The sequence below is a fragment of the Cupriavidus sp. JZ107 genome, from assembly GCF_053903255.1.
The window spans coordinates 957,786-984,419 of record NZ_CP096481.1; the positions used below are offsets into that span (position 1 = coordinate 957,786).

21 protein-coding genes and 1 tRNA gene are annotated in these 26,634 nt (G+C 67.6%); 14 read left to right on the top strand and 8 right to left on the bottom strand.

What is annotated here, in order from left to right:
* Nucleotides 1–95: 95 nt before the first annotated feature.
* The 4 genes from M1D55_RS13935 to M1D55_RS13950 form a co-directional block, all read right to left on the bottom strand.
* Nucleotides 96–890 (bottom strand): BPSS1780 family membrane protein, encoded by a 795-nt coding sequence (locus M1D55_RS13935; protein WP_006579445.1) that lies wholly within the window; start codon nt 888–890, stop codon nt 96–98.
* A gap of 68 nt (nt 891–958) precedes the next feature.
* A complete protein-coding gene (locus tag M1D55_RS13940) occupies nt 959–1,942 on the bottom strand; it encodes a homoserine kinase (protein ID WP_064575838.1) in 984 nt (327 codons plus the stop codon).
* A 179-nt stretch (nt 1,943–2,121) separates the two neighbouring features.
* Nucleotides 2,122–2,562 carry a hypothetical protein gene (locus M1D55_RS13945; protein WP_064576136.1) on the bottom strand — a complete coding sequence of 147 codons (441 nt, stop codon included), beginning with the start codon at nt 2,560–2,562 and terminating at the stop codon, nt 2,122–2,124.
* A 178-nt stretch (nt 2,563–2,740) separates the two neighbouring features.
* Nucleotides 2,741–3,709: an LOG family protein gene (locus tag M1D55_RS13950; protein WP_023263557.1), complete on the bottom strand. Its 969-nt coding sequence runs from the start codon at nt 3,707–3,709 to the stop codon at nt 2,741–2,743.
* Nucleotides 3,710–3,713: 4 nt separating this feature from the next.
* Here M1D55_RS13950 and polA point away from each other — a divergent pair, with 4 nt between their 5' ends.
* From polA to M1D55_RS13970, 4 genes are all read left to right on the top strand, one after another.
* Nucleotides 3,714–6,521 (top strand): DNA polymerase I, encoded by a 2,808-nt coding sequence (gene polA, locus M1D55_RS13955; RefSeq protein ID WP_064575841.1) that lies wholly within the window; start codon nt 3,714–3,716, stop codon nt 6,519–6,521.
* Between the two features lie 158 nt (nt 6,522–6,679).
* Nucleotides 6,680–8,008: an NAD(P)/FAD-dependent oxidoreductase gene (locus M1D55_RS13960; RefSeq protein WP_064575844.1), complete on the top strand. Its 1,329-nt coding sequence runs from the start codon at nt 6,680–6,682 to the stop codon at nt 8,006–8,008.
* Nucleotides 8,009–8,159: 151 nt separating this feature from the next.
* Nucleotides 8,160–9,035: a dienelactone hydrolase family protein gene (locus tag M1D55_RS13965; RefSeq protein ID WP_064575847.1), complete on the top strand. Its 876-nt coding sequence runs from the start codon at nt 8,160–8,162 to the stop codon at nt 9,033–9,035.
* A 261-nt stretch (nt 9,036–9,296) separates the two neighbouring features.
* Nucleotides 9,297–10,121, top strand: a complete 825-nt coding sequence (locus M1D55_RS13970) for a ZIP family metal transporter (RefSeq protein WP_006579668.1) — start codon at nt 9,297–9,299, stop codon at nt 10,119–10,121.
* Nucleotides 10,122–10,171: 50 nt separating this feature from the next.
* Here M1D55_RS13970 and M1D55_RS13975 read toward each other — a convergent pair whose 3' ends face one another.
* From M1D55_RS13975 to M1D55_RS13985, 3 genes are all read right to left on the bottom strand, one after another.
* Nucleotides 10,172–11,050, bottom strand: coding sequence for a sulfurtransferase (locus M1D55_RS13975; protein WP_064575849.1), 879 nt, complete (start codon nt 11,048–11,050; stop codon nt 10,172–10,174).
* 282 nt (nt 11,051–11,332) lie between these two features.
* Nucleotides 11,333–12,253, bottom strand: coding sequence for a DMT family transporter (locus tag M1D55_RS13980; RefSeq protein ID WP_006578974.1), 921 nt, complete (start codon nt 12,251–12,253; stop codon nt 11,333–11,335).
* A gap of 309 nt (nt 12,254–12,562) precedes the next feature.
* Nucleotides 12,563–13,666 carry an aromatic ring-hydroxylating oxygenase subunit alpha gene (locus tag M1D55_RS13985; RefSeq protein WP_006578973.1) on the bottom strand — a complete coding sequence of 368 codons (1,104 nt, stop codon included), beginning with the start codon at nt 13,664–13,666 and terminating at the stop codon, nt 12,563–12,565.
* A 337-nt stretch (nt 13,667–14,003) separates the two neighbouring features.
* Here M1D55_RS13985 and M1D55_RS13990 point away from each other — a divergent pair, with 337 nt between their 5' ends.
* From M1D55_RS13990 to folE2, 4 genes are all read left to right on the top strand, one after another.
* Nucleotides 14,004–14,288 carry an exodeoxyribonuclease VII small subunit gene (locus tag M1D55_RS13990; RefSeq protein WP_006578972.1) on the top strand — a complete coding sequence of 95 codons (285 nt, stop codon included), beginning with the start codon at nt 14,004–14,006 and terminating at the stop codon, nt 14,286–14,288.
* Entirely contained in the window at nt 14,285–15,169 is an 885-nt protein-coding gene (locus M1D55_RS13995; protein ID WP_064575856.1) for a polyprenyl synthetase family protein, read from the top strand. Before M1D55_RS13990 ends, M1D55_RS13995 begins: the two co-directional genes overlap by 4 nt.
* Before the next feature lie 71 nt (nt 15,170–15,240).
* A complete protein-coding gene (gene dxs / locus M1D55_RS14000) occupies nt 15,241–17,178 on the top strand; it encodes a 1-deoxy-D-xylulose-5-phosphate synthase (protein ID WP_064575859.1) in 1,938 nt (645 codons plus the stop codon).
* Nucleotides 17,179–17,385: 207 nt separating this feature from the next.
* Nucleotides 17,386–18,189, top strand: a complete 804-nt coding sequence (folE2, locus tag M1D55_RS14005) for a GTP cyclohydrolase FolE2 (RefSeq protein WP_456282421.1) — start codon at nt 17,386–17,388, stop codon at nt 18,187–18,189.
* Between the two features lie 117 nt (nt 18,190–18,306).
* Here folE2 and tsaD read toward each other — a convergent pair whose 3' ends face one another.
* Nucleotides 18,307–19,341, bottom strand: coding sequence for a tRNA (adenosine(37)-N6)-threonylcarbamoyltransferase complex transferase subunit TsaD (gene tsaD, locus M1D55_RS14010; protein ID WP_064575865.1), 1,035 nt, complete (start codon nt 19,339–19,341; stop codon nt 18,307–18,309).
* A 238-nt stretch (nt 19,342–19,579) separates the two neighbouring features.
* Between tsaD and M1D55_RS14015 the strand changes: the two genes are divergently transcribed.
* The 6 genes from M1D55_RS14015 (at nt 19,580) to M1D55_RS14040 (ending at nt 26,593) form a co-directional block, all read left to right on the top strand.
* Nucleotides 19,580–20,827 carry a BaiN/RdsA family NAD(P)/FAD-dependent oxidoreductase gene (locus M1D55_RS14015; protein ID WP_064575868.1) on the top strand — a complete coding sequence of 416 codons (1,248 nt, stop codon included), beginning with the start codon at nt 19,580–19,582 and terminating at the stop codon, nt 20,825–20,827.
* A gap of 70 nt (nt 20,828–20,897) precedes the next feature.
* On the top strand, nt 20,898–21,110 hold the full coding sequence (rpsU, locus tag M1D55_RS14020; RefSeq protein WP_006576196.1) for a 30S ribosomal protein S21: 213 nt from the start codon (nt 20,898–20,900) through the stop codon (nt 21,108–21,110).
* 152 nt (nt 21,111–21,262) lie between these two features.
* Nucleotides 21,263–21,712 carry a GatB/YqeY domain-containing protein gene (locus M1D55_RS14025; protein ID WP_064575871.1) on the top strand — a complete coding sequence of 150 codons (450 nt, stop codon included), beginning with the start codon at nt 21,263–21,265 and terminating at the stop codon, nt 21,710–21,712.
* A 188-nt stretch (nt 21,713–21,900) separates the two neighbouring features.
* Complete coding sequence (gene dnaG, locus M1D55_RS14030; RefSeq protein ID WP_064575875.1) at nt 21,901–23,712, top strand: DNA primase; 1,812 nt, start codon at nt 21,901–21,903, stop codon at nt 23,710–23,712.
* Nucleotides 23,713–23,998: 286 nt separating this feature from the next.
* A complete protein-coding gene (gene rpoD, locus M1D55_RS14035) occupies nt 23,999–26,506 on the top strand; it encodes an RNA polymerase sigma factor RpoD (protein ID WP_082928510.1) in 2,508 nt (835 codons plus the stop codon).
* Nucleotides 26,507–26,514: 8 nt separating this feature from the next.
* Nucleotides 26,515–26,593, top strand: a tRNA-Ile gene (locus tag M1D55_RS14040).
* Nucleotides 26,594–26,634: the final 41 nt, after the last annotated feature.

Sequence of the window (26,634 nt, forward strand, 5' to 3'; positions counted from 1 at the left end):
CTCCGAAAATCCGCGGGCGTTGAGTTTGCCCCTGGTGTTCCCCCTCTCCCCCTCAGGGGGAGAGGGCTGGGGAGAGGGGGTGGTTTCAGCGAAAGTCAGGCGGCCGCCTCGCCGTTCCCCTCCGGCGGCGCGATATTGAAGCAGCCGCGATAGGTCGCGTAGAACGAGCAGTACAGGACCGCCAGCATCAGCAGCGAATACGGCGTGACGAGGAACGACAGCACGCCCTCGGCGCCGAAGGCGCTGAAGATCGCCTCCAGGAAGAACGGCACCGCCACCAGCAGCAGCGCGAACAGCAGCGCATAGGTGAAGAAGGCTCCGCGGTTGCGCCAGCAGGCGGTCCAGCTGAAGAACAGCGCCTTGACCGGCGGCACGTTGTGCCAGGCGGCCAGCAGCGGCGCGAACCAGAACAACATCGCGATCGGCGTGTACAGCGCCGCACCGATCAGCAGCGCGTAATACAGCTGGCGGATCGCCTCCTCGGTCGGCGGCTCTTCCTTGAGCAGCACCGGCAGCAGCGCGCGCATGTCGACCAGCGTACCCGCGATCAGGCTGAGCACGAACACCAGTCCCGCATAGATGCCGCCCAGCATCAGCAGATGGCGCGCGGCCTGCTTGCCGTTGCTGCGAAAGCCGGCCAGCAGCACGGTGGGCATGACCTTGCGGTTCTGGATCACCTCGCGGCACGCGGTCATGATGCCGACCGACAGGCCAGGCGTCAGCACCAGCAGCGCGACGATGCCGATCAGCGGAATGAAGATCGCGATCTGCGCGGCGATCAGATAAATGAACAGCAGCATCAGGAAGGTCAGCGGGTTCTTGCGGAACAGCCACAGACCCTGGCGAAACCAGACGTAGCCTTCCTTGGCGGGAACTTCCAGTAGTTGCATGACGAATCGGGTCCGAATCAGGTGCGGCAATCAGGTGCGACAAGCGGGGCTGCCATCGGCGGCGCCCGTCAGGTCCAGGGGAGCGCGGTGGCGGCGATGCGCCGGCGCAGGATGCGTTCGAAGTGGGTCGGGTCGTGCGGCTGCAGCATGTCGGCCTCGCGCGGCAGGTGGTAGTCCCACAGCCGCGAGACCCAGAACCGCAGCGCGCCGGCGCGCAGCATGTGCTGCCAGTGCGCGGCCTCGACCGCGTCCAGCGGTCTGACCGCATGATAAGCCCGCAGCAGCGCCGTCGCGCGCGGCGCATCCAGTTCGCCGCTGGCCAGGTCGATGCACCAGTCGTTGACGGTCACGGCCAGGTCGAACAGCCACTTGTCGTCGCCGGCGAAGTAGAAATCGAAGAAGCCGCCCAGCCGCGACTGGCCGTTGCCGGCGTCCTCGAACAGCACGTTGTCGCGGAACAGGTCGCAATGGCAGGGGCCGCCCGGCAGCGCCGCATAGTCGGCGCCGCCGAAGAACGCGCCCTGGAACGCGAGTTCGTCCTGCAGCAGCGCGCGCTGGCTGTCGTCGAGGAAGGGCAGGATCTCGCCCTCGGTCTCGCGCCACCACGCGAGGCTGCGCAGGTTCGGCTGCTGGCGCGGATAGCCGCGGCCCGCCAGGTGCATGCGCGCCAGCATGTCGCCGACCTCGGCGCATTGCTGCGCGTTCGGCGACAGCTGCGAGCTGCCCGGCAGCCGCGTGACGATGGTGGCGGGCTTGCCCTTGAGCGCGCGCAGGATCTCGCCGTCCTTGCCCGGCATCGGCGCCGGTACGCGGATGCCGCGCTCGGCCAGATGCGCCATCAGGTGCAGGTAGTACGGCAGCTGTTCGAAGCGCAGGCGCTCGAAGATGGTCAGCACGTAGTCGCGCGTCTGGCCGTCTTGCTCCATCGTCACGAAGAAATTGCTGTTCTCGATGCCCGAGGGAATGCCGCGCAGCGCGCGCAGCGTACCAAGGTCATAGTCGAGCAGCCATTGCGCGATCTCGTCGTGCGAGACCGTGGTGAATACAGCCATACTGTCTTGTCTGGTTGGAACCGGATGTAAAGCCGGATGGCGCCGGCGGGCAGGGCCCGCGGCATGCCGTGGCGCCGCGGGCAGCGGCGTCCGGCGCGGCCCGGAAGCGAACCCCCGGGCCGGGAGCGGTGAAACGTCGGATGGCGCGCGCGGATGGGGCGGCCCCGTCCGCGGCAGGCTCAGAACTGCAGCACGCGCACCGAAGGCACGCGATTGACTTCGCGTTCGCGGATGCGCGGCGAGCTGTCCTCGGGACGGCTCATCTGGTACTGCGTGCCCGCGCCGGACCTCACTTCGATATCGACCTGCTGGCCGCGGCGGTCGCGGTATTCGCGCACCTGCGTGCCATCGGCCTCGTTCAGCTGGAAGCTCGGCTCGCGCGGATGATTGAGCTGGGTCTTCGCCGACGGCGCGATGGGCTGGTTGTTGATCTCGTTCAGTTCCTGCTGGGACAGCGCGCCGTTGTCGTCGGCGGCCTGCTGGGACGACTGCTGGGCCAGCGCGGCCGGCGCGGCGATCAGCGCGAGCACCGCCGCGGCCAACGTCAGGCCGCGTCGCGCAACCCCGGGCAGGGGCTCCGGCTCGTCCGCGCCGGCGGCCGGAAAGGATTGGGAGGTCATCTCGGGCTCCTGTGCGATGCGCGCGGCGTGCCGGCGCATCCGAATGGGCGTCGCGGACGGCAGGGCCAGGCGCGACTCGGGCATCAGGCTTGCATTCTAGCAATTCCTGCCGTCCGCGGGCCCGTGGCGAGGCGGTTCGGGCACTCGGAGCAAGCGGGCAGCGGCCCGCCGGCGCCACTCACAGGTAGAACATCTCTTCCTTCGGCGGGATCGGCGTATCGCCGCCGCGGCGCTCGTAGTAGTCGTAGACCGCTTCGAGCACCTCGTGCGGCTCGTCGACGATCTGCATCAGATCGAGGTCGTGCTCGGCGATCAGGCCCATCGGCAGCAGCGTGAAGCGGAACCAGTCGAGCAGGCCCTTCCAGAAGCGGCTGCCGACCATCACCACCGGCACCGCGCGCGACTTGCCGGTCTGCACCAGCGTCAGCACCTCGGCCAGTTCGTCGAGCGTGCCGAAGCCGCCCGGCATCACGATGAAGGCGTCCGAGTTCTTGACGAAGGTCACCTTGCGCGTGAAGAAATGGCGGAAGCGCATGGCGATGTCCTGATACGGATTGCCCTGCTGCTCGTGCGGCAGTTCGATATTGAGACCGACGCTGGCGGACTTGCCCGCGTGCGCGCCCTTGTTGGCCGCTTCCATGATGCCGGGGCCGCCGCCGGAGATCACGGCGAAGCCCGCGTCGGAGAACAGCCGCGCGATATCGATGGTCTGCTGGTAGTACGGCGAATCCTCGCGCAGGCGCGCGCTGCCGTAGATCGAGACGGCCGGCCGGACCTCGGACAGGTACTCGGTCGCCTCGATGAACTCTGCCATAATCGTGAACATTTGCCACGAGGCGCGCGCCTTCTTGGCGGTCGCGCGGTCTTCGTCGGCCAGCGCACGCAGGCTGGGAATCATCTTGCGCGGGTTGGACCGCGCCGCCTTGGCGGACGCCGGTGCATCGGCGGGCGAGGCGGTATCGCCCGGGCCATCGTCGGCGGGGCCGACGGTGACGTTCACATCCATATCCGCAGCCGTGGTGATCTTGCCTTCGTTGGCACGGACCGCCGCGGTCACGGGGTTGCTGCGGCTGCCGGCCACGCCGTTGGCGTGGTCGGGGGCGGTGGGATCACCGCTTGCCGCGGCACCAGTCAATTTCGAGTCCATGGGAATGTCGGATAGTCCTAAAACACTGCTGCTCGTCGATGGGTCGAGCTATCTGTATCGCGCTTATCACGCGCTGCCGGATCTGCGCAACGGCGAAGGCCTGCCCACGGGGGCCATCTACGGCATGATCAACATGCTGCGCAAGCTGCGCAACGATTACCCGGCAGAGTATAGCGCCTGCGTGTTCGACGCCAAGGGCAAGACCTTCCGCGATGCGCTGTACCCCGCATACAAGGAGCATCGCCCGTCGATGCCCGACGATCTCGCCAGGCAGATCGAGCCGATCCACGAGGCGGTGCGCGCGCTGGGCTGGCCGATCGTCGTGGTCGATGGTGTCGAGGCCGATGACGTGATCGGCTCGCTCGCCTGCCAGGCCACCGCCGAGGGCATCCGCACCGTGGTGTCCACCGGCGACAAGGACCTGGCGCAGCTGGTGAACGACAGCGTCACGCTGGTCAATACGATGAGCGGCGAAGTCCTCGATCCGCCGGGCGTGGTGGCCAAGTTCGGCGTACCGCCCGAGCGCATCGTCGACTATCTGTCGCTGATCGGCGATGCGGTCGACAACGTGCCCGGCGTGCCCAAGGTCGGTCCCAAGACCGCGGTCAAATGGCTGACCGAATACGGCACGCTCGACGGCATCATGGCCAATGCGGACAAGATCAAGGGCGTGGTCGGCGAGAACCTGCGCAACACGCTCGAGTGGCTGCCGCGTGCGCGCGAGCTGGTGACGGTGAAGATCGACTGCGACCTGTCCGAGCCGATCCCCGACTTCCATGCGCTGCGCGACATGGGCGAAGACAAGGAGAAGCTGATCGCGTTCTTCTCGCGCTACGGCTTCAAGACCTGGCTGCGCGAGCTGACCGGCGAGAAGCTGCCCGACGCGCGCGCGCAAGCCGCGGCCTCGCGCAACGGCGCGGGCCAGGGCAGCCTGTTCGATGGTCCAGGCGCGGCAGCGGGAGACCAAGCACCGGCCGAAGCGCCCCCCGCCGAGATCCGCTACGAGACCGTGGTCACCGAGTCCGCGCTCGAGGAATGGGCGCGCCGGATCGAGCGCGCCGAGCTGACCTGCATCGATACCGAGACCACGTCGATCGATCCGATGCAGGCGCAGCTGGTCGGCATCTCGCTGTCGGTCGAGCCCGGCATCGCCTGCTATATCCCGGTCGCGCACCAGGGGCCCGACGTGGCCGGCATGGAAGGCCGCGGCCAGTTGCCGCGCGACGTCGTGCTGGCGCGGCTGCGCGCGTGGCTCGAAGATCCGGCGCGCTACAAGGTCGGCCAGCATCTGAAGTACGACGTCCATGTGTTCGCCAACCACGGCATCGCGCTGCGCGGCATTCGCCATGACACGATGCTGCAGAGCTACGTGCTGGCCTCGCACCGCAATCACGGCATGGACAGCCTCGCCGAACGGCTGCTGAACCTGAAGACGCTGACCTACGAAGAGGTCTGCGGCAAGGGCGTCAACCAGCTGTGCTTCGACCAGATCGATCTGGCGCGCGCGACCGAGTACGCGGCCGAGGACGCCGACGTGACGCTGCGCCTGCATCGCAAGATGTATCCGCAGCTGGAGGCGGCCGACGGCCTGCGCTACGTCTACGAGCGCATCGAGATGCCGGTGTCGGTGGTGCTGCAGAAGATCGAGCGCAACGGCGTGCTGATCGACGCGCCGCGCCTCGCCGCGCAGAGCGCCGAATTGGGTCAGCGCATGATGGAACTGGAGCAGCGCGCCTACGAGGCCGCCGGCCAGCCGTTCAATCTGGGCTCGCCGAAGCAGATCGGCGAGATCCTGTTCGGGCGGATGCAGCTGCCGGTCGTCAAGAAGACCAGCAGCGGCGCACCGTCGACCGACGAAGAGGTGCTGCAGAAGCTGGCCGAGGACTATCCGCTGCCGCGGCTGCTGCTCGACTATCGCGCGCTGTCCAAGCTGAAGTCGACCTACACCGACAAGCTGCCGCGCATGGTCAATCCGGCCACCGGCCGGGTGCATACCAGCTACGGCCAGGCCACCGCGGTGACCGGCCGTCTGGCATCGACCGAGCCGAACCTGCAGAACATCCCGGTGCGTACCGAAGAGGGCCGGCGCATTCGCGAGGCCTTCATCGCGTCGCCGGACCATGCGATCGTGTCGGCCGACTATTCGCAGATCGAGCTGCGCATCATGGCCCATATCTCGGGCGACGAGAACCTGCTCGGCGCCTTCGCGCGCGGCGACGACATCCACCGCGCCACCGCGGCCGAGATCTTCGGCGTGGCGGCCGATGCGGTCAGCAGCGAGCAGCGCCGCTATGCCAAGGTCATCAACTTCGGCCTGATCTACGGCATGAGCGCGTTCGGACTGGCGAGCAATCTCGGCATCGAACGCGAGGCGGCCAAGCACTATATCGACCGCTATTTCATGCGCTATCCGGGCGTGGCGCGCTACATGGAAGAAACGCGGCAGACGGCGCGCGAGCAGGGCTATGTCGAGACCGTGTTCGGCCGCCGCCTGTGGCTGCCGGACATCAACGGCGGCAACGGCCCGCGCCGCCAGGCCGCCGAGCGCGCGGCAATCAACGCGCCGATGCAGGGCACGGCGGCCGACCTGATCAAGCTGTCGATGATCGCCGTGCAGGACTGGATCGAACGCGAGTCGCTCGGCACGCGCCAGATCATGCAGGTGCATGACGAGCTGGTGCTCGAGGTGCCGACGGCCGAGCTGGAACTGGTGCGTGCGCGCCTGCCCGAACTGATGTGCGGTGTGGCCGAGCTGCGCGTGCCGCTGGTCGCTGAAACCGGCGTCGGCGCGAACTGGGAAGAAGCCCACTGAGCGAAAGGGGCCTGCCGGGCCCCGCCTTGCCAATCTTGCTGCATTGCAGCAAACTGACGCAAACGGAAGCGAGACAGAAGCAAAACGGAAGCAATACGGAAGCAAGCGGCAGTACCCGCCGGCATGCCGGCGGTCCGACCATCCAGAACGGATAGAACATGCAAACAAGCGCGCATCGGATTGTCGTAGTCGGCGGTGGAGCAGGTGGGCTGGAACTGGTAACGCGTCTCGGCGACAAGCTGGGCAAGCGCGGCGCCGCGCATGTCACGCTGGTCGACCGTTCGCCCACGCATATCTGGAAACCGCTGCTGCATGAGGTCGCCGCCGGCAGCATGGACCAGAACACGCACCAGCTCGAATATGCCGCGCAGGCGCTCTGGCACCACTTCGAGTTCCAGCAGGGCGAGCTGACCGGCCTCGATCGCACGCGCAAGACGATCTCGGTCGCGGCCTGCGTCGACCAGGACGGCATCGAACTGCTGCCCGCGCGCGAGATTCCGTATGACACGCTGGTGCTGGCAATCGGATCGATCACGCATTTCTTCGGCACGCCGGGAGCGGCCGAGCACGCGATCGCGCTCGACACCGTCGAGCAGGCGGAGCGCTTCCGCCGCCGGCTGATTTCCGCCTGCGTGCGGGCCCAGAACGGGCTGGCGCGGAACGACGACGATGGCGATGGACGCCCCGACGTCGATGTCGTGATCGTCGGCGCCGGCGCAACCGGCGTCGAGCTGTCCGCCGAGCTGCGCAACACCGCGCAGGTGCTGAACGCCTACGGGCTGCATCGCCTGGACCCGCGCCGCGACATCCATATCACGCTGATCGAGGGCGGCCCGCGCATCCTGCCCGCGCTGTCCGAGCGCGTGTCGAAGGAAACCGCCGAGCTGCTGCGCAAGCTGGACGTGCGCATGCTGGTCGGCGAGCGGGTCACCGAGATCGCGCCCGATGCGGTACTGACGGCCAGCGGCAAGCGGATCCCCGCCGAGCTGACGGTCTGGGCGGCGGGCATCACGGCGCCGCCGGTGCTGAAGACGCTCGACCTGCCGTTGAGCCGGCAGGGCCAGATCGTCGTCAAGCAGACGCTGCAGAGCGAGGGCGACCCGGACATCTTTGCGTTCGGCGATTGCGCCAGCTGCCCGTGGCCCGCCAAGCAGACCACGGTGCCGCCGCGCGCGCAGGCCGCGCACCAGCAGGCCAGCTTCCTGTACGACGCGCTGCGCGCGCGGCTGGAAGGACGGCCATTGCCGGAATTCCAGTTCAAGGATCTTGGCTCGCTGGTGTCGCTGGGCCGCTTTACCGCGGTCGGCAATCTGATGGGCGGGCTGATCGGCGGCTCGATGTTCATCGAGGGGCTGATGGCGCGGCTGATGTACACCTCGCTGTACCGGATGCATGTGATGGCGCTGCACGGCGCCGTGCGCATGGGCCTCGATACCGTCGCCCACTGGCTGCGCAGCAAGACCCATCCGCGCGTGAAGCTGCACTGAACGGCGCGCGGCCCGGCCGAGGCCGTGCAGGCACGGCCGCGCCGCCCCGCAGCGTGCGCTGGACACCATGTTTGCTTAGAATCGCCTTCCTGATGCCCCGGCCCGTCCGCTGGCGCAGCGTCCGCCCGTTCGCCAACATCAGGAGACCCGCATGCTCAAGCCCGAAGTGGAAAGCCTCGTTCCCGGCCAGACGTTCGACCGGCGCAGCTTCGTCAAGACCGCCCTCGGCTCGGCCTTCGCCGCCGCCGCGCTGCCGGTCACCGCGCAGGCGATCAAGACCGATTTCGAAGGGCTGACGGCCGGCGAGGTCACGATTCCGTCCGGCGACTTCAAGATGCCGATCTACCGGGCGATGCCGCAAGGCAAGCGCGACCTGCCGGTGGTGCTGGTGATCAGCGAGATCTTCGGCGTGCACGAATACATCGCCGACACCTGCCGGCGCCTGGCCAAGCAGGGCTATCTGGCGATCGCCCCCGAGCTGTTCGCGCGCCAGGGCGATCCGACCAGCTTCGGCACGATCCAGGAACTGCAGCGCGAGATCATCGCCAAGACGCCGGACAGCGAGGTGCTGGGCGACCTCGATGCGGCGGTCGCATGGGCCGGCGCCAACGGCGGCAATGTCGGCAAGCTCGGCATCACCGGCTTCTGCTGGGGCGGCCGCATCGTCTGGCTCTACGCCGCGCACAGCAGGCAGCTGAAGGCCGGCGTCGCCTGGTATGGCCGGCTCGGCGGCGACACCACGCCGCTGCAGCCCCGCCATCCGATCGATATCACGGCGCAACTGAAGGCGCCGGTGCTGGGTTTGTACGGCGGCAAGGACACCGGCATCCCGCTGGAAGCCGTCGACAGGATGAAGGCGGCGCTGGCGGCGGCCAGCAATCCGGCCGCCAAGGCCTCGAAGTTCATCGTCTACCCCGAGTCCGGCCACGCCTTCCATGCCGACTACCGGCCGAGCTACCGCGAGGCGGACGCGAAGGACGGATGGCAGAAGTGCCTGGCGTGGTTCAAGGAGCACGGGGTGGCGTAGCGCTTCCCGGCATATCCCCAGATTCGGTACGTTCGTACCCATTTTGGGGATATCCGCGGCAGCAGGCGGTTCCCGGTGACGCGCCGGCTTCCGCAACGGAAGCCCGGCCCATTGCAAAATCCCCCGACCTCCGTACAATGCGGGCTTTGCGCCTCTTGCAACAGTGTTGCGTTTATACGGACCGATGCGGCCTGGCCGCGCGGTCCGCGACACGGGCAGGGGCGAACCCTCCGGGAGCCCATCATCTTTTCCACGCTCGTCTTGATCCTGCTGGCCACCACGATTTCCGGCGTGGGCAGCATTCTCGGTGCCGCCTTGCTGTCGCTGACCGCGGCGTCGCGCGCGGTGGAGCGCATGGTCAGCTTTTCGGTCGGCGTGCTGCTGGCCACCGCCTTGCTGCATTCGCTGCCGGAGGCGTTCGCCTCGGGCGCCGATCCGCGCGCGCTGTTCGGCACGCTGCTCGCGGGCCTGCTCGGCTTCTTCCTGCTGGAAAAGATCTCGCTGCTGCGCCATTCGCACCACCACGAGGGCGACGGCCATCATCACCATCACGGCCATGATCGCGAGGAGGCTGGCCGCAGCGGCCTGACGATCCTGGTCGGCGATACCTTCCACAATTTCGCCGATGGCATCGTGATCGCCGCGGCGTTCCTGGCCGATCCCAAGATCGGCATCGTCACCGCGCTGGCGATCGCCGCCCACGAGATCCCGCAGGAAGTCGGCGACTTCATCGTGCTGCTCAATGCCGGATTCTCGAAGGCGCGCGCGTTTGCCTTCAATCTGCTGTCGAGCCTGGCCGCGGTGGCGGGCGGGCTGGTCGGGTATTTCCTGCTCGACGAGATGAGCGGCTGGGTGCCGTATGTGCTGGTGATCGCCGCCAGCAGCTTCCTCTATATCGCGGTCAGCGACCTGATGCCGCAGATGCAGCGCAAGCCGCGCTGGCGCGAGTCGATCGTGCAGGTGGTGCTGGTGGCCGCCGGCATCGCGGCGATCGTCTGGGTGACCGACGGCGTCCACGATCACCACGGCCACGGCGAGGCGGGCCATGGCGGAGCCGGCCATGCGCACGCGCATGCCGACCACTGAGCTGTTGCAGCCGCCGCGCCACGCGGGCGGCTGCCGTCGCTAGCGCCGGCTTACCGCTCGCCGGTCGCGACCGGCCGCGCCGGATCGGCGCACCACTCGCTCCACGAGCCGGGGTAGAGCGCCGCGCCCGATAGTCCCGCCACTTCCAGCGCCAGCAGGTTGTGGCAGGCGGTGACACCGGAGCCGCACTGCATCACCGCGCGCTCGGCCGGGGTCGCGCCCAGCACGCCGCCAAATTCGCCGCGCAGCGTCTCGGCCGGCTTGAAGCGGCCGTCGGGCTGCAGATTGTCCTTGAAGCAGCGGTTGACCGCGCCGGGAATATGGCCGCCGACCGGGTCCAGCGTTTCGTTCTCGCCGCGGAAGCGATCCGGCGCGCGGGCATCGACCACCTGCAGGCTCGGCGACTGCAGATTGGCCATCAGCGTATCGGCATCGACCGTGCCGACCAGCGACGGCCGGCGCGTCAGATGGCCGCCCGCGTGCGCTTCCGGTTCCGGCGTGGTGCCGCTCTCCAGCGGCAGGCCGGCGGCGACCCAGGCCTGCTTGCCGCCGTCGAGCACGGCCACCGCTTGATGGCCGATCCAGCGCAGCAGCCACCAGGCGCGCGCGGCGTACATGCCGCCCTGCGCGTCGTAGACGACCACCTGGGTGTCGTCGTTGACGCCGAGCGCGCGCAGGCGCGCGGTCAGCGCGTCGGGATCGGGCAGCGGATGACGGCCGTTGCGGCCGGTCTTCTCGCCCGACAGCTCGTTGTCCAGATGCAGGTAGAAGGCGCCGGGCAGATGGCTCTGGTGGTAGGCCGCGCGGCCGGCGGCCGGATCGGCCAGGTCGAAGGAGCAATCGATCAGCACGCTGTGCCGGCCCGCATCCTGGCGCAGCGCCTGCAGATCGGCGCAGGAGATCAGCGTGGTCCAAACGGCTTGGGGCATCGTAAAACCTGTCTAGTGGCGACGGATCGTCGAGGAATCCCGATGATCGCCGAAAGTGGCGCCTGCCGCCATCGGAGCGAGGCTGACGCGGGGGGGGGGGGGGCAGGCCTGCTCGCCTAGCCCATTCGCCGGGGTGTTCTCCCTCTCCCGCTTGCGAGAGAGGGCCGGGGAGAGGGACAGGGCGTTGGCCATTGCCGCTGACGTTCGCGGATCCACCGCCGCATCCCTCTCCCCCAAGCCCTCTGCCACAAGCGGGAGAGGGGAGTTCCAGGGCCTTGAGACCTACACCTCGGGATGCACCTCCGCCTCGGCCGACTTGACCGGCGTCGCCGCCGTCGGCTGGCTGGTGCTCTCGCGCGCGCGGGTCAGCGTGGTGGCGATGCCGCTGGCGATGATCAGGCCCATGCCGAGCCACGACAGCCAGTTCAGCGCGTCGTCCCAGATCATCATGCCCCACAGGCTCGAGAACACGATGCCGGCGTATTGCAGATTGGCGGTCAGCAGCGTGTTGCCGCGCTTGTAGGCGCGCGTCATCGCGGTCTGGCCGAGGGTGGCGAGGATGCCGATGCCAAGCAGCAGGCCGGCGCCGTGCCAGGTGTGGCTGCTGACGCCCGAGAACATCATCCAGACCACCCCGGCCAGCGTGCCGACCAGCGAGAAATAGAACACGATGCGGCCTTCGGGCTCGCCCAACTGGCCGAGTTGCCGCACCTCGACATAGGCCAGGGCCGTGAACATGCCGGAGATCAGCCCGACCAGGCCGCCGGTCAGCTGATCCTTGCCGACCGACGGCTGCAGCAGGCAGATCACCCCGGCGAACGACATCACGATGGCGCCGATCAGCTTGCGGTCCGCGCCGCCGGCGGTGCCCGCCAGCGCCGCGCCGGCGCCGACGATCAGCGCGATCCAGACCGGCGACATGTAGTTCAGCGTCATCGCCGTGGCCAGCGGCAGCAGGCTGATCGAGGTGAACCACAGCATCAGCGCGGTCACGCCGAACAGGCTGCGCTTGATATGCGTGGTCATATGCGGCGTTCGCACCGAGATGCCGCTGGAGGCCAGGATCGCCCAGATGATCAGCATGCTGATCAGGCTGCGGTAGAAGACGATCTCGCCGGTGGTGTACATCTCGGAAGCCAGCTTGACGCCCACCCCCATCAGCGAGAACGAGAAGGCGGCGAACAGCATCCAGAGCGATTGCATGGCGAGGGAAGGCGAGGACAGCGGGGATTCGGGAACCGCGGCGCGGCGCCTGGCGGCGCGGCAGCGTGCCGGGCGGCAAGTGAGGTGGCAGCCGCTTTGGCGAGCCGATTGTAGCAGTGCTGATGCATTGCACCAAAGCCCGGTGGGCGGTCACCGCCCATTGCGTGCTTGGAAGCGGCAGCTACGCGGCCGCGAATGAAAACGGACCGCCGTGGCGGTCCGTTTTGCCGGAGCGCGGGGCACGGTGCCCGCCGCTCATTTGATGCTCATTTGGCGCTCATTCGACGCTCGTCGACGCTCATTTGACGCTCAAGCAGCCGATCCCATCGCGCGCCGATACCACTCGTGGAAGTGCTGCATGCCGTCTTCCATCGGCGACTGGTACGGGCCGACCTCGTTCTCGCCGCGCTTCATCAGCGCCAGCCGCCCGGCATCCATGCGCTCGGCGATCTCGTCGTCCTCGATGCAGGTCTCCATATAGGCGGCCCGCTCGGCCTCGACGAACTCGCGCTCGAACAGCACGATTTCCTCGGGGTAGTAGAACTCCACGACGTTGCGGGTCTTGCGCGGGCCCATCGGGTGCAGCGTCGAGATGACCAGCACGTTGGGGTACCACTCGACCATCACGTTCGGGTAGTAGGTCAGCCAGATCGCGCCATGCTTGGGCAGCTCGCCGTTGTTGAAGCGCAGCACCGCGTCGTGCCACTTCTGGTAGGTCGCGCTGCCGGGCCGCTTCAGGCCGGCGTGCAGGCCGACGGTCTGCACGCTGTACTGCTCGCCGAACTCCCACTTCAGGTCGTCGCAGGAGACGAAGCTGCCCAGGCCCGGGTGGAAGGGCACGACGTGGTAGTCCTCGAGATAGACCTCGATGAAGGTCTTCCAGTTGTAGTCGCAGTCATGGACCTCGACGTGGTCCAGCATGTAGCCGTCGAAGTTCAGGTCCTGCGAGACGCCGAGGCGTGCGAGATCGGCCCGCACGTCGCGCTCGCCCTCGAACAGCAGGCCGTTCCAGTTCTGCAGCGGCGAACGTTTCAGGTGCAGGCAGGGCTGCTGGGCGAAATGCGGCGCGCCGAGCAGCTCGCCCTTCAGATCGTAGGTCCAGCGGTGCAGCGGGCAGACGATATTGGAGGCGTTGCCGCGGCCGTTCAGCATGATGGCCTGGCGGTGGCGGCAGACGTTGGACATCAGCTCGATGCCCTCCGGATTGCGCACCAGCATGCGGCCTTCTTCCTCGGCGGCCAGCGTATGGTAGTCGCCGACTTCGGGCACCATCAGCGCGTGGCCGACATAGGCGGGGCCCTTCTTGAACAGCAGATCCAGTTCCTGTTGATGCAACGCCTCGTCGAAGTACGCACGGACGGGCAGCTGTGTATCAGCCGGCGCAAGCTTCAGCGCGGTGCTGAGATTGGACATTATCCCCACTCCCTAATAAACAGGCGAAAGCAGTGAACAACCCAACCATCGAAATTGAAATCGATATGGGAAAGACGGTCAGACCGGGAGCCCGTGGCATGGTGCCGCGGTTTTCGCTGACGAACCGGGGATTGTACCCCAGCCCGGGGATAAGGGCCTGATTTTTTTGCCTTTTTGGCGCGGCCGCGAACATTGGCCGGCCTCGATGTGGCGTTTTGTGCTCACGAACACGCGATGCCGCCCGGTGTGCCGGCCGGGCCGCGCCGATCCCCCCATCGGTTCGGGCTTGGCCGGGACGATTTGCCGTAAAATCGCGGTTTCTGGATCAAAACCCCATATGCCAAAGACAACCACCGTGCCGGCCGGCGACGGCGACCAGGTTCCCACCAGCGCGCCGCCAGCCTCGTACGAGGCCGCCATGGCCGAGCTCGAAGCGCTGGTCACCAGCATGGAAAGCGGGGCGTTGCCGCTGGAGGAATCGCTGGCGGCCTACCGGCGCGGTGCCGAACTGGTCAAGTATTGCCAGCAGATGCTCGAGCGCATCGAGCAGCAGGTCAAGGTGCTCGAGGGCGACGCGCTCAAGCCCCTGGCCGAGCCCGGCAGCCAGGCAGATACCGAATGACCGCCTTCGCGCAGTGGATGCAGGACCGCGCCGCCCGTACCGAGGCGGCGCTGGCGGCCGCGTTGCCGGCCGCGGACCGGCTGCCGGCGCGGCTGCACGAGGCGATGCGCTACGCGGCCATGGGCGGCGGCAAGCGGGTGCGCCCGCTGCTGGTCCATGCGGCCGGCGAGGTTGGCGGCGCCGACCCGCGCGCCTGCGATGCCGCGGCCTGCGCGGTCGAGATGATCCACGCGTATTCGCTGGTGCACGACGACATGCCCTGCATGGACGACGACGACCTGCGCCGTGGCCGGCCGACCGTGCACAAGGCCTATGACGAGGCCACCGCGTTGCTGGTCGGCGATGCGCTGCAGACCCAGGCGTTCATCGTGCTGGCCGAGGCGGATACGCTGGAACCGGCCGCGCGGCTGCGGCTGGTCGGCGAACTGGCGCGCGCCTCGGGCTCGGTCGGCATGGCCGGCGGCCAGGCGATCGACCTGCAGCACGTCGGCCAGGCGATGTCGCTGGACCAGTTGGAGACGATGCACCGGATGAAGACCGGCGCATTGCTGCGCGCGAGCATCCGCATGGGCGCGCTGTGCGGCCGCATCGACGAGGCGGGCTTGGCGGCGCTGGACCGCTACGCCGCCGCGATCGGTTTGGCGTTCCAGGTGGTAGACGATATTCTGGACGTTACCGCCGATACCGCCACACTGGGCAAGACCGCCGGCAAGGATGCCGAGCACCACAAGCCGACCTATGTGTCGCTGCTTGGCCTGGAACCGGCCCGCGAACTGGCCGCCCGGCTGCGCGACGACGCCCGCAAGGCGCTGGGCGAATTCGGCGACCGCGCGGCAAGGCTGGCGGACCTGGCCGACCTGATCGTGCTGCGCACGCATTGACAGCGGGCCGCGCGACCGATCGCCGTAAAACGACGAGCCGGACGGGAGAATCCGGCGGCAGGACGGATACCATGACTTACGCATTGCTCAATACCATCGACGACCCCGCGGACCTGCGCAAGCTCGACCGCCGCCAGCTGGCCACGCTGGCCGACGAACTGCGCGCCTTCGTGCTGGAGTCGGTCTCGCAGACCGGTGGCCACCTGTCGTCCAATCTCGGCACGGTCGAACTGACGATCGCGCTGCACTATGTGTTCGACACCCCGGTGGACCGGCTGGTGTGGGACGTCGGCCATCAAAGCTATCCGCACAAGATCCTGACCGGGCGGCGCGAGCGCATGAACACGCTGCGCCAGTGGAACGGCATCTCGGGCTTTCCCCGCCGCAGCGAAAGCGAGTACGACACCTTCGGTACCGCGCACTCGTCGACCTCGATCTCGGCCGCGCTCGGCATGGCGCTCGGCGCCCGCACGCTGGGCGAGCAGCGCGTGTCGATCGCGGTGATCGGCGACGGCGCGATGACCGCCGGCATGGCCTTCGAGGCGATGAACAACGCCGGCGTCTACAAGGACCTGCCGCTGGTGGTGGTGCTCAACGACAACGACATGTCGATCTCGCCGCCGGTCGGCGCGCTGAACCGCCATCTGGCGCGCCTGCTCAGCGGCCAGTTCTATGCGGCGACCAAGAAGGGCATCGAGCGCGTGCTGTCGGTCGCGCCGCCGGTGCTCGAGTTCGCCAAGCGCTTCGAGGAACATGCGAAGGGCATGGTGGTGCCGGCCACGCTGTTCGAGGAATTCGGCTTCAACTACATCGGGCCGATCGACGGCCACGATCTCGATTCGCTGGTACCGACGCTGCAGAACATCCGCCGCCGCGCGCTGGAAGGCGCCGGCCCGCAGTTCCTGCATGTCGTCACCAAGAAGGGCCAGGGCTACAAGCTGGCCGAGGCCGACCCGATCCTGTATCACGGCCCCGGCAAGTTCAATCCGGCCGAAGGCATCCGCCCGGCCGCCAAGCCGGCGCGCAAGACCTATACGCAGGTGTTCGGCGAATGGCTGTGCGACCAGGCCGCGGCCGATCCGCGGCTGATCGGCATCACGCCGGCGATGCGCGAAGGTTCGGGTCTGGTCGAATTCGAGCAGCGTTTTCCGGACCGCTACTACGACGTCGGCATCGCCGAGCAGCATGCGGTGACCTTCGCCGGCGGCATGGCGTGCGAGGGCCTGAAGCCGGTGGTCGCGATCTACTCGACCTTCCTGCAGCGCGGTTACGACCAGCTGATCCACGACGTCGCGCTGCAGAACCTGCCGGTGGTGTTCGCACTGGATCGCGCCGGCCTGGTCGGCGCCGATGGCGCGACCCACGCCGGTGCCTACGACATTCCCTATCTGCGCTGCATCCCCAACATGATGGTGATGACGCCGGCGGACGAGAACGAGTGTCGCCAGCTGCTGAGCACGGCCTTCGCGCAGGACTGCCCGACCGCGGTGCGCTATCCGCGCGGCGCGGGCCCGGGCGTGGCGACGCAGGCCTCGCTCGACACGCTGCCGGTCGGCAAGGGCGAGATGCGCCGCAGCTGCGGCGCGCGCGCCGGCCAGCGGGTCGCCGTGCTGGCGTTCGGCTCGATGCTGCATCCCGCCTTGGGCGCGGCCGACAAGCTCGACGCCGCGGTGGCCAACATGCGCTTCGTCAAGCCGCTCGATGTGGAGCTGGTGAAGACGCTGGCGCGCGAGCACGACTACCTGGTCACGGTGGAAGAGGGCGTCGTGATGGGCGGCGCCGGCAGCGCGGTGCTCGAGGCGCTGGCCGCGGCCGGCATCGAGATCCCGGTGCTGCAGCTGGGTCTGCCCGACCACTTCGTCGACCACGGCGACCCCGCCTTCCTGCTGTCGCAATGCGGCCTCGACGCGGCCGGCATCGAGCGCTCGGTACGCGAGCGTTTCGGCCTGACGACGCCCGCCGCCACGGCCGCGTCCGCCGCATCCGCGGCGGCAACCAAGGCCGCCTGAGCGGTCGTCCGCACGCCCCCGCACCGGCGGCTGCCAGCCCGGTGCGGGCGGCATCACCCGAATTCCCTTAGAATCGCTGGTTTTCGTGTTCGCAGCTGCGGGCTGGCGCCGCCGTGTTTTCCGGCGCGCCCGTGGTTTCACACTCGTTGCGCGGCAAGGTGGACTGCGAAGATGCCGCGACCGTAAAGGAAACCGAGGAAATCCGTCATGAATGACATCAATCCGGCCTTCGTGATGCCCGACGTGCAATCGAGCCTGGACACGCGCCAGATCCCGATCCAGCGTGTCGGCGTGCGTGGCGTGCGCTATCCGCTCACGATGCGTACCCCCAGCGGCGTGCATCCGACCGTCGGCACCTTCAACCTCGACGTGCACCTGCCCGCCGACCAGAAGGGCACCCACATGTCGCGCTTCGTTGCGCTGCTCGAGGACGAGCGCGAGCCGCTCGACCTGGCGTCGTTCCGCGAACTGCTCGGCAAGATGCTGCAGCGGCTCGAGGCGCAGGCCGGCCGTATCGAGGTCACCTTCCCCTATTTCATCAACAAGGTCGCACCGGTGTCGGGCGTCGCTTCGCTGATGGACTACGAGGTCACGCTGATCGGCGAAGCGCGCGATGGCGTCACCCGGGTCTGGCTGAAGGCGCTGGTGCCGGTCACCAGCCTGTGCCCGTGCTCGAAGAAGATCTCGCAGTACGGCGCGCACAACCAGCGCTCGCACATCACGATGTGCGTCGAGCTGGCGGCCGACCTGCCGGTTGAGGCGCTGGTGCGGATGGCCGAGGAAGAGGCCTCGTGCGAACTGTGGGGTTTGCTCAAGCGTCCGGACGAGAAGTACGTGACCGAGCGCGCCTACGAGAATCCGAAGTTCGTCGAGGATCTGGTGCGCGATATCGCGATGCGGCTCAATGCCGACGAGCGCATCGTGGCCTACGTGCTCGAGGCCGAGAACTTCGAGTCGATCCACAACCACAGCGCCTACGCGGTGATCGAGCGCGACAAGCGGCTGAGCTAGTTGCCGAACCTGTCGTCCCCGCGCACGCGGGGACCCAGGGACTTCAAAAGACGACGCCACCCCGATGGGTGGCGTCTTTTTTTGCCGTCCTGCCCTGTCAACTGGCCAGGGCGCGGATCACTGCGCAGCCGGCAGCCGCAGATCCGCCAGGTCCCAGCGCGGCGTGACGCCGTAGCCGTATTCGCGCTGCGCCAGTTGCGGCGCGGCCTGCAGCCGCATCGCGCCGGCGAAGGCAATCATCGCGCCGTTGTCGGTGCAGAAGGCCAGGTCCGGATAGAAGACCTGCGCGCGCCGCCTGGCCGCCAGTTCGTCGAGCCGCTCGCGCAGCTGGCGATTGGCGCCGACGCCGCCGGCGACGACCAGCCGCTTGTGGCCGGTTGCCTTCAGCGCCGCCATCGACTTGGCCGCGAGCACGTCGACGATCGCATCGACGAAGGCGCGCGCCAGATTGGCGCGATCCTGCTCGCAGATGTTGCCGAGCTTGCGCGCCTGCGTCAGCACCGCGGTCTTCAGGCCGGCGAACGAAAAGTCGAGATTGCCCGAATGCAGCATCGGCCGCGGCAGTTCGTACGCCCCGGGCAGCCCGAACTCGGCCAGCCGCGACACTTCGGGGCCACCGGGGTAGCCCAGGCCCAGCAGCTTGGCGGTCTTGTCGAAGGCCTCGCCGGCCGCGTCGTCCAGCGTCTCGCCGAGCAGCGCGTAGTCGCCGATGCCGCGCACCTCCATCAGCTGCGTGTGGCCGCCCGATACCAGCAGCGCGACGAAGGGGAAGGCGGGCGGATTTGGCGTCAGCAGCGGCGACAGCAGATGGCCCTCCAGATGGTGCACGCCGAGCATCGGCACATCGAGGGCGAATCCCAGCGCGTTGGCCACCGAGGCGCCGACCAGCAGCGCGCCGGCCAGTCCCGGCCCCTGCGTGAAGGCGATTGCGTCGATGTCGCCGCGCTGGCGTCCGGCCTCGTCCAGCACCTGTTGCAGCAGCGGCAGCACGCGCCGGATATGGTCGCGCGAGGCCAGTTCGGGTACCACGCCGCCGTAGTCCCGATGCATCGCGATCTGCGAGTGCAGCGCGTGCGCGAGCAGGCCGGCCTCGGTGTCGTAGAGGGCCAGGCCGGTTTCGTCACAGGAGGATTCGATGCCGAGAACGAGCATGGTGTGGTGCGGATGGAGACGAAGCGCCAGGGCCGCGGCGCAAAGCCTGCGAGGGTAGCACAGGGGGCCGCTGCGCGCTTTTCGCTACAATCGCCGATTCTCCAGCAGGATCGTCATGTCAGAGTCGCACTCAGCAGCGCAGCCAGCGGCGCGCCCATTATCGCGCCGCCCGTCGCCGTCGTCGCCGTCCTCGCCGTCCTCGCCGTCCTCGCCGTCCTCCGGGGCCGGACGTTACGACGTGGCGGTGCTCGGCGCCGGGGCGGCCGGCATGATGTGTGCCGCGGTCGCGGGCCAGCAGGGCGCCCGCGTCGTGCTGATCGACCATGCCACGCGGCTCGCCGAGAAGATCCGCATCTCCGGCGGCGGGCGCTGCAATTTCACCAATCTGCACGCCGGGCCGGCCAACTACCTGTCCGACAATCCGCATTTCTGCCGCTCGGCGCTGGCGCGCTATACGCCCCAGGATTTCCTCGCGCTGATGCGGCGCCATCAGATCGACTGGCACGAAAAGCATCGCGGCCAGCTGTTCTGCAACGACAGCGCCGAGCAGGTCATCGAGATGCTACGGGCCGAGTGCGGCGCGGGACAGGTCCATTGGCGCACCGGCTGCACGGTCGCCGAGATTCGCCGGGAAGGCGACGACTTTCTGCTGCTGACGCCCGATGGCCCGGTGCGGGCGGGTGCCCTCGTGGTCGCCACCGGCGGGCTGTCGATCCCCAAGATCGGTGCCACCGATTTCGGCTACCGGATCGCTCGCCAGTTCGGCCTGCCGGTGGTCGAAACGCGGCCCGCGCTGGTGCCGCTGACCTTCGACGGCGCCGCCTGGCAGCCGTTCGCGCCGCTGGCGGGACTGTCCCGCGAGGTCGATATCGCCACCGGCAAGGGCAAGGAGGCCGGCGCCTTTCGTGAGGACCTGCTGTGGACGCACCGCGGGCTGTCCGGCCCGGCGGTGCTGCAGATCTCCAGCTATTGGCGCCCCGGCACGCCGATCACGATCGACCTGTTCGAGGGCGAGGACGCCGCGGCCTGGCTGCTGGAGGCCAAGAACGGCACCCGCAAGCATCTGGGCAACCTGCTGGCCGCCCGGATGCCGGCGCGCCTGGCCGACGCCTGGTGCCGCGCCGCCGGGCTCGACGCCGCGAAGTTGCCGCACGATCTGCCGGACAAGGCGCTGCGCAAGCTGGGCGAGGCGCTGAACCGCTGGCAGCTGGTGCCGTCCGGTACCGAGGGCTACCGCAAGGCCGAGGTCACGCGCGGTGGGGTTGACACGCGAGCGCTGTCGTCCAGCACGATGATGGCGCGCTCGGTGCCGAATCTGTACTTCATCGGCGAGGTGGTCGACGTCACCGGGTGGCTCGGCGGCTACAATTTCCAGTGGGCCTGGGCGTCTGGTGTGGCGGCTGGCAAGGCGGTCGCGGAGAACGTGTGGACCATCGCCGCGGCGTCGAAGGCGCGGCCGGATCTCAGTGGTAAACCCGAGCCGTAAACCGGCACGCTTGACGAATTTCGTGCTAGACTCCAAGTCTTCGTAAAACCGCTAACTCCACTTTTGGCACATGACCACGATTCGCCTCAAAGAAAACGAGCCGTTTGAAGTTGCGATGCGACGCTTCAAGCGCACCATCGAAAAGAACGGTTTGATTACTGAACTGCGGGCGCGCGAGTTTTATGAAAAGCCGACGGCAGAGCGGAAGCGCAAGAAGGCGGCGGCGGTGAAGCGCCACTACAAGCGCATTCGCAGCCAGATGCTGCCGAAGAAGCTGTACTGATCGACCGGTCGATCGGCTGAACGCCTTTCCGCGTCAGCATCCAGACCCGCTGTGGGCCTCGCTCCGGCGGGTTTTTGTGTTGGTGCTCCGCCTCCCTGTCCGCCCTCGCTCGTTGCTGTTTTGTGCTGACGAGTCCACCTGGAAAGATTGCCATGTCCCTCAAGCAACGAATCACCGATGACATGAAGGCCGCCATGCGGGCGCGCGAGTCGGAGCGGCTCGGCACGATCCGGCTGCTGCTGGCGGCGATCAAGCAGCGTGAAGTCGACGAGCGGACGGAATTGGACGACGCTGCCGTGCTGGCGGTGGTCGAGAAGCTGATCAAGCAGCGCAAGGACTCGATCTCGCAGTTCCAGCAGGCTGGCCGCACCGACCTGGTCGACAAGGAGAGCGCCGAGCTGGAGGTGCTGCAGGTCTACATGCCGGCTGCGCTGTCCGACGCCGAAGTGGCGGCCGAAGTCGCCAACGCGGTGGCCGAGAGCGGCGCCGCGGGTCCGCAGGACATGGGCAAGGTCATGGCCCTGTTGAAGGGCCGGCTGGCGGGCCGCGCCGATATGAGCGCCGTGTCGGCCCAGGTCAAGGCGGCGCTGACCGCCAAGTAGCGTCCAGCGCCAGTGCGTTCGCCTGCGGCGGTGCCGCATAGTGGCAATACAGTCACAAATTTCTGGCAAGCTGCGATCGACGCACTACAATAATTTCACTCTTCGCCGGGTGAGACACCGCCCGGCTTGCATTTCTACAAGGGCCGCCCGAAGTTTGCGGCGGCCGCGTCGTCAGGACGGCCAACCGGGTGATTCCGCAATCCTTCATTCAGGACCTGCTGAACCGCGTCGACATCGTCGATGTGGTGGGCAAGTATGTCCAGCTGAAGAAGGGTGGCGCCAACTTCATGGGGCTGTGCCCCTTCCATAACGAGAAGTCACCATCGTTCACAGTGTCGCCGGCCAAGCAGTTCTACCATTGCTTCGGCTGCGGCGCGCATGGGTCGGCCATCGGCTTCCTGATGGAATATTCCGGGCAGAGCTATCCCGACGCGGTGCGCGAACTGGCGCAGTCGGTCGGCCTGTCGGTGCCCGAGGAGCGCGACCGATTGCCGCCGGCCCAGCGTGCCGAACAGCAGGCGAAGTCGCTGGCGCTGTCCGACGCGATGACGCGGGCCAGCGAGTTCTATCGGCGCCAGCTGCGCGGAGCGCCCGGGGCGATCCAGTACCTGAAGGGCCGCGGCCTGACCGGCGGGATTGCCGCGCAGTTCGGCCTCGGCTATGCCCCGGACGACTGGCAGGGGCTGGAGTCGGTGTTCGGCAGCTATCGCGACGACGCGATCGCGGGGCCGCTGATCGAGGCCGGCCTGCTGATCGAGAGCGAAAAGCGCGATGCCGACGGCAAGCCGCGCCGCTACGACCGCTTTCGCGACCGCATCATGTTCCCGATCCGCAATACCAAGGGGCAGGTGATCGGCTTTGGTGGCCGCGTGATGGGGCAGGGCGAGCCCAAGTACCTGAACTCGCCCGAAACGCCGCTGTTCAGCAAGGGCACCGAGCTGTACGGGCTGTTCGAGGCGCGGCATGCGATCCGGGAAACCGGCTATGTGCTGGTGGTCGAAGGGTATATGGACGTGGTGGCGCTGGCGCAACTGGGCTTTGCCAATGCGGTGGCCACGCTGGGCACCGCCTGCACGCCCGTGCATGTGCAGAAGCTGCTGCGCCAGACCGACGCGGTGGTGTTCTCGTTCGACGGCGATGCCGCCGGGCGCCGTGCCGCGCGCCGCGCGCTGGAGGCGTGCCTGCCCTATGTCGCCGACAACAAGACCATCCGCTTCCTGTTCCTGCCCGCCGAGCACGACCCCGACAGCTACGTCCGCGAGGAAGGCACCGAGGCCTTCGCCGCGCAGGTGCGCGATGCGATGCCGCTGTCGCGCTTCCTGCTGCAATGCGTGACCGAGGAGCAGGACCTGCGGCAGCCAGAAGGCCGTGCGCGTGCGCAGTACGAGGCCAAGCCGCTGCTCAAGGCGATGCCGCCCGGCGGCCTGCGCCTGCAGATCGTGCGCGAGCTGGCCGAGGCCACCGGCACCACGCCGGCCGAGATCGAGGCGGTGTGCGGCCTGGGCAGCGATGCCGCGCGCGTCGGCCGCTTCGCCCAGCCGCGCGCGCGGGCGCGGCGCCAGGCGCCCGCAGGGCTGGAGCAGCGCGTGCTGCAACTGCTGATGCGCTATCCGGCGCTGTCGGCGCGGCTCGACGACGATGCGCGCGCGCTGCTGCTCGATGCCGAGGCCGGCGGCTCCGAAGTGCTGGCCCATCTGGTCGCCAGCTGCGACGCCTTGCAGGGCGAGGTCAACTTCGCCGCCTTCAGCGAGCAGCTGGCGCAGTCGCCGTTCGCCGACGTCTATGCCAATGTGCGCGCCGGCGTGCTGCGCGAGGACATCGACGAGGAGCCGGCGACGCTGGAATTCGACGCGGCGATCGCCAAGCTGCTGGTCGAGCCGCTGCAGCGGGAGTTGGCGCAGTTGCAGTCGGCGGTCGAGAACGGCACGGCCGACGAGGCGGGCAAGACGCGCATGCGCTGGCTGATCGCGGAGATCCACCGGCGCAAGCGCCTTGGTTGAAAAAACGGAATTCGGCCGCCATACCGGAAACAGGTACGCGGCCAGGTGGCAGAAGGACAGCATAAACAAGGCAAAGTCCGTTGGTTTTGGGCTTAAGCCTTGATTTTTCAGGTGAAAACCTCACCTGTCGGGAAGGCCGGCTAGTGGCGACGTGCTACAATAGCCGGTTTGGATTGCGAAATCTTTCTCTCCAGTTCTGGTGAAAGTGAGCGTGCCAATGGCAAAGGCCAAAGCAACCGAAAAGGTTTCCACTAAGGCTCCCCGAGCGGGGAGCGGCAAGGCGTCGATGCAAGCCGCGGCGGAAAAGCCCGCCACGCGATCTGCGACGCAAGCCAGGTCTGCGCCAGCCAAGTCAGCGCGTCCCGCCAAGGCGGCCGCAACGACGACACCCACCAGAACCCGCGCATCCGAGAAACAGCCCTCGACTTCGGCACGCGAGAGCGGCAAGAACGCCAATGCAAGCGCGAGCGCAAGCGCGCATACGGCAACAGCGGGCGGCAAACGTGCCGCGTCCGAACCTGTTAAAGGCAAGAGTATCCCCGTGGCGAAACAGCAGAACACCGAAGTCGAGAGCAAGCGAACGGCAGCCGCCGGCGCCAAGACCGCCAGCGCCAAGTCCGGCGCCACCGCGGCGGCGTCCAAGGCGCGCGCCGCCACCTCCGCACCCGTAGCATCCCAGCGTCCCGCTGCGGCCGTCGCGCCGGAGCCGAAGAAGCGCGGCCGCAAGCCCAAGGCCGAGATGCTGCAAGACGACAGCCATACTGACGACGTGAACGACGAGCTTTACGAAGACGACACGCGAGCCGCCGCGCCGGCGGCCGCCCCGAAGACCGAGAAGCAGAAGGCCAAGGACCGCAAGGCCAAGGAAAAGGCGCTGCTCAAGGAGTTCGCCTCGGCCCAGCAGGGCACCGAGGAAGAGCTCGAGGCGCGCCGCCAGAAGCTCAAGGCGCTGATCAAGCTGGGCAAGTCGCGCGGCTACCTGACCTACGCCGAGATCAACGATCACCTGCCGGACGACATGGTCGATTCGGAAACGATCGACACGCTGGTCGCGACGCTGAACGACATCGGCATCGCCGTCTACGAGCAGGCGCCGGACGCCGAGACGCTGCTGCTCAACGACAATGCCCCGTCCGCCACCAGCGAGGAAGAGGCCGAGGAAGAGGCCGAAGCCGCGCTGTCGACGGTCGACTCCGAATTCGGCCGCACCACCGACCCGGTCCGCATGTACATGCGCGAGATGGGTACCGTCGAGCTGCTGACCCGCGAAGGCGAAATCGAGATCGCCAAGCGGATCGAGGCTGGCCTGAAGGACATGGTGATGGCGATCTCGGCCTGCCCGGTCACGATCTCCGAGATCCTGGCGCACGCCGAGCGCGTGGCCAATGACGAGATCAAGATCGACGAGTTCGTCGACGGCCTGATCGATCCGAACGCCGAGGAAGCGGTCGAGGAAGTCGGCGTGACGCCGGCGGCCGCCGCTGCCTCGGACGACGAGGAACTGGAATCGGACGACGAGGAAGCCGACGAGGAAGACGATGACGACGCCGCCGGCGGCGGTGCCTCGGCACGCCAGCTGGAAGAGCTCAAGGTTGCCGCGCTGGAAAAATTCCGCGTGATCGCCGACCAGTTCGACAAGATGCGCCGCGCCTTCGAGAAGGAAGGCTACAAGTCCAAGCCTTACATCAAGGCGCAGGAAGCGATCCAGAACGAGCTGATGGGCATCCGCTTCACCGCCCGCAACGTCGAACGCCTGTGCGACACGCTGCGCGGCCAGGTCGACGAAGTGCGCAAGCTCGAGCGCGCGATCCTGAATATCGTGGTCGACAAGTGCGGCATGCCGCGCGCCGACTTCGTGGCCCGCTTCCCGGGCAACGAGACCAACCTGGACTGGATCCACACGGTCGTCGCCGACAACAAGCCGTACAGCACGATCGTCGAGCGCAACGTGCCGGCCGTGCACGAGCTGCAGCAGAAGCTGATCGACCTGCAGGCGCGCGTGGTGCTGCCGTTGAAGGAACTGAAGGAAGTCAACCGCAAGATGTCCGAGGGCGAGAAGCGCGCCCGCGAGGCCAAGCGCGAGATGACCGAGGCCAACCTGCGTCTGGTGATCTCGATCGCCAAGAAGTACACCAACCGCGGCCTGCAGTTCCTCGACCTGATCCAGGAAGGCAACATCGGCCTGATGAAGGCGGTGGACAAGTTCGAATATCGCCGCGGCTACAAGTTCTCGACCTACGCGACCTGGTGGATCCGTCAGGCCATCACGCGTTCGATCGCCGATCAGGCGCGCACCATCCGTATCCCGGTGCACATGATCGAAACGATCAACAAGATGAACCGCATCTCGCGCCAGATCCTGCAGGAAACCGGCAACGAGCCGGATCCGGCGACGCTGGCCGAGAAGATGGAGATGCCCGAGGACAAGATCCGCAAGATCATGAAGATCGCCAAGGAGCCGATCTCGATGGAAACGCCGATCGGCGACGACGACGATTCCCATCTGGGCGACTTCATCGAGGACACCAACACGCTGGCGCCCGCCGAGGCCGCGCTGCACGGCTCGATGCGCGACGTGGTCAAGGACGTGCTCGACTCGCTGACGCCGCGCGAAGCCAAGGTGCTGCGCATGCGCTTCGGCATCGAAATGAGCACCGACCACACGCTGGAAGAGGTCGGCAAGCAGTTCGACGTCACCCGTGAACGGATCCGTCAGATCGAGGCCAAGGCACTGCGCAAGCTGCGTCACCCGAGCCGCTCCGACAAGCTGAAGAGCTTCCTGGAAGGCAGCTGAACGCTTCCGGGCCTCTAGCTCATGCCTGGTTAGAGCAGCGGACTCATAATCCGTTGGTGCCGTGTTCGACTCACGGGAGGCCCACCACTGTAGTAAAAAGGGGTTACGTGCGAACGTAACCCCTTTTT

Bases quoted from the DNA above. Each gene is read 5' to 3' on its own strand.
- M1D55_RS13935 (WP_006579445.1), bottom strand. From the start codon at position 890: ATGCAACTACTGGAAGTTCCCGCCAAGGAAGGCTACGTCTGGTTTCGC.
- M1D55_RS13940 (WP_064575838.1), bottom strand. From the start codon at position 1,942: ATGGCTGTATTCACCACGGTCTCGCACGACGAGATCGCGCAATGGCTG.
- M1D55_RS13945 (WP_064576136.1), bottom strand. From the start codon at position 2,562: ATGACCTCCCAATCCTTTCCGGCCGCCGGCGCGGACGAGCCGGAGCCC.
- M1D55_RS13950 (WP_023263557.1), bottom strand. From the start codon at position 3,709: ATGGACTCGAAATTGACTGGTGCCGCGGCAAGCGGTGATCCCACCGCC.
- polA (WP_064575841.1), top strand. From the start codon at position 3,714: ATGTCGGATAGTCCTAAAACACTGCTGCTCGTCGATGGGTCGAGCTAT.
- M1D55_RS13960 (WP_064575844.1), top strand. From the start codon at position 6,680: ATGCAAACAAGCGCGCATCGGATTGTCGTAGTCGGCGGTGGAGCAGGT.
- M1D55_RS13965 (WP_064575847.1), top strand. From the start codon at position 8,160: ATGCTCAAGCCCGAAGTGGAAAGCCTCGTTCCCGGCCAGACGTTCGAC.
- M1D55_RS13975 (WP_064575849.1), bottom strand. From the start codon at position 11,050: ATGCCCCAAGCCGTTTGGACCACGCTGATCTCCTGCGCCGATCTGCAG.
- M1D55_RS13980 (WP_006578974.1), bottom strand. From the start codon at position 12,253: ATGCAATCGCTCTGGATGCTGTTCGCCGCCTTCTCGTTCTCGCTGATG.
- M1D55_RS13985 (WP_006578973.1), bottom strand. From the start codon at position 13,666: ATGTCCAATCTCAGCACCGCGCTGAAGCTTGCGCCGGCTGATACACAG.
- M1D55_RS13990 (WP_006578972.1), top strand. From the start codon at position 14,004: ATGCCAAAGACAACCACCGTGCCGGCCGGCGACGGCGACCAGGTTCCC.
- M1D55_RS13995 (WP_064575856.1), top strand. From the start codon at position 14,285: ATGACCGCCTTCGCGCAGTGGATGCAGGACCGCGCCGCCCGTACCGAG.
- dxs (WP_064575859.1), top strand. From the start codon at position 15,241: ATGACTTACGCATTGCTCAATACCATCGACGACCCCGCGGACCTGCGC.
- folE2 (WP_456282421.1), top strand. From the start codon at position 17,386: ATGAATGACATCAATCCGGCCTTCGTGATGCCCGACGTGCAATCGAGC.
- tsaD (WP_064575865.1), bottom strand. From the start codon at position 19,341: ATGCTCGTTCTCGGCATCGAATCCTCCTGTGACGAAACCGGCCTGGCC.
- rpsU (WP_006576196.1), top strand. From the start codon at position 20,898: ATGACCACGATTCGCCTCAAAGAAAACGAGCCGTTTGAAGTTGCGATG.
- M1D55_RS14025 (WP_064575871.1), top strand. From the start codon at position 21,263: ATGTCCCTCAAGCAACGAATCACCGATGACATGAAGGCCGCCATGCGG.
- rpoD (WP_082928510.1), top strand. From the start codon at position 23,999: ATGCAAGCCGCGGCGGAAAAGCCCGCCACGCGATCTGCGACGCAAGCC.